Origin of the sequence: Vibrio sp. OPT24 (genome assembly GCF_015163545.1) — a bacterium.
In the GTDB taxonomy this organism is placed as follows: domain Bacteria; phylum Pseudomonadota; class Gammaproteobacteria; order Enterobacterales; family Vibrionaceae; genus Vibrio; species Vibrio cyclitrophicus.
This window is the reverse complement of record NZ_JADDYI010000069.1, coordinates 1-246: the sequence shown is the minus strand read 5'-3', so window position 1 is coordinate 246 and position 246 is coordinate 1. Positions and strand designations below refer to the sequence as shown.

Sequence of the window (246 nt, the reverse complement as noted above, 5' to 3'; positions counted from 1 at the left end):
AACGTATATCAGGCAAGGCAAACGTTGGATGTATCTAGCGGTCGTTATTGATCTTTACTCGCGTAAAGTCGTCGGTTGGTCGCTTGGTAGTAAGAAGAATACACAACTAACGATGAGTTCGCTGAGAATGGCCATTAGAAATCGAAATCCACAAGAGCGCCTGTTATTTCATACTGACAGAGGCTCTGAATATCGAGCCCATGAAGTTCAAGCTTTACTATCAAAAAATGGAATTGTCCCAAGCAT

General features: G+C 42.3%; 1 protein-coding gene. It reads left to right on the top strand.

The annotated features are described in order from the left end of the window. Positions 1-246: DDE-type integrase/transposase/recombinase (locus IQO02_RS22605; protein WP_193838631.1), on the top strand; the 246-nt coding region annotated here is incomplete at both ends.